Source organism: Thermus sp. (genome assembly GCF_056332225.1).
Map to the genome: position 1 here is coordinate 1 of NZ_JBWGQW010000180.1, position 728 is coordinate 728.

Genomic DNA, 728 nt, shown 5'->3' on the forward strand with positions numbered 1-728 from the left:
CCTGGCCCTTCCTCATCGCAAAAACCCGATTTAGGAGTTTTGGAGCACGGGAGTAAGGAGAAGCCCCGGCTCCACTTCCCAAAACCCCGCCTGGGGGGGAGGAGGTAGGCCGTGGGGCTGAAGCGCATTGACCTCCACGCCCCCCTTCCCGAAATCCCCTGGGCCTGGGAAGGGCTCATCCCCCGGGGTTTCGTGAGCGTGGTGGGAGCCCTCCCCGGGGAGGGGAAGACGGTGCTCCTCACCGCCCTGGCCTGGCAGGCCACCCGCCCCGAGGGGGAACTCCTGGGCCGCAGGGTGGAGCCCTCGGGGGCGGTCTACGTGGACTTTGACGCGGCCACCGGGGACGGGCGGGCGGTGCGGGGCTGGATTGAGCGGCACAAGGCCGCCTACCCGGACGGGGACATGGCCCGCCTGGTGGTCCTGGAGCCCGAGGGGGACACCTACGGCCTGGGGGAGGAGGAGCTGGCCCAACTGGAGAGGGGGGTGAAGGAGGCGGGGGCGGGCCTGGTCATCGTGGACTCCTTCATGGCCGCCTTCCCCCTGGACGTGGTGAAGGCCCACCAGGTACAGGCCGCCTTCTACCACCTGCGCCGCCTCGCCCTGAACACCGGGGCCGCCGTGGTGGTGATAGACCACCTACCCAAACCCATGAGCGGGGAGCAGGCCGGGGCCAGGGGGCTCCTGGGCTCCATCGCCAAGACCGCCCAGGCCCGGAGCGTGCACATCCT

General features: G+C 70.5%; 1 protein-coding gene. It reads left to right on the forward strand.

Features of this window, described 5'->3' with window-relative positions; all coding sequences use genetic code 11:
* Nucleotides 1–111 precede the first annotated feature (111 nt).
* On the forward strand, nucleotides 112–728 hold a 617-nt coding region (locus AC01Y6_RS10780; protein ID WP_476671530.1), incomplete at its 3' end, for an AAA family ATPase.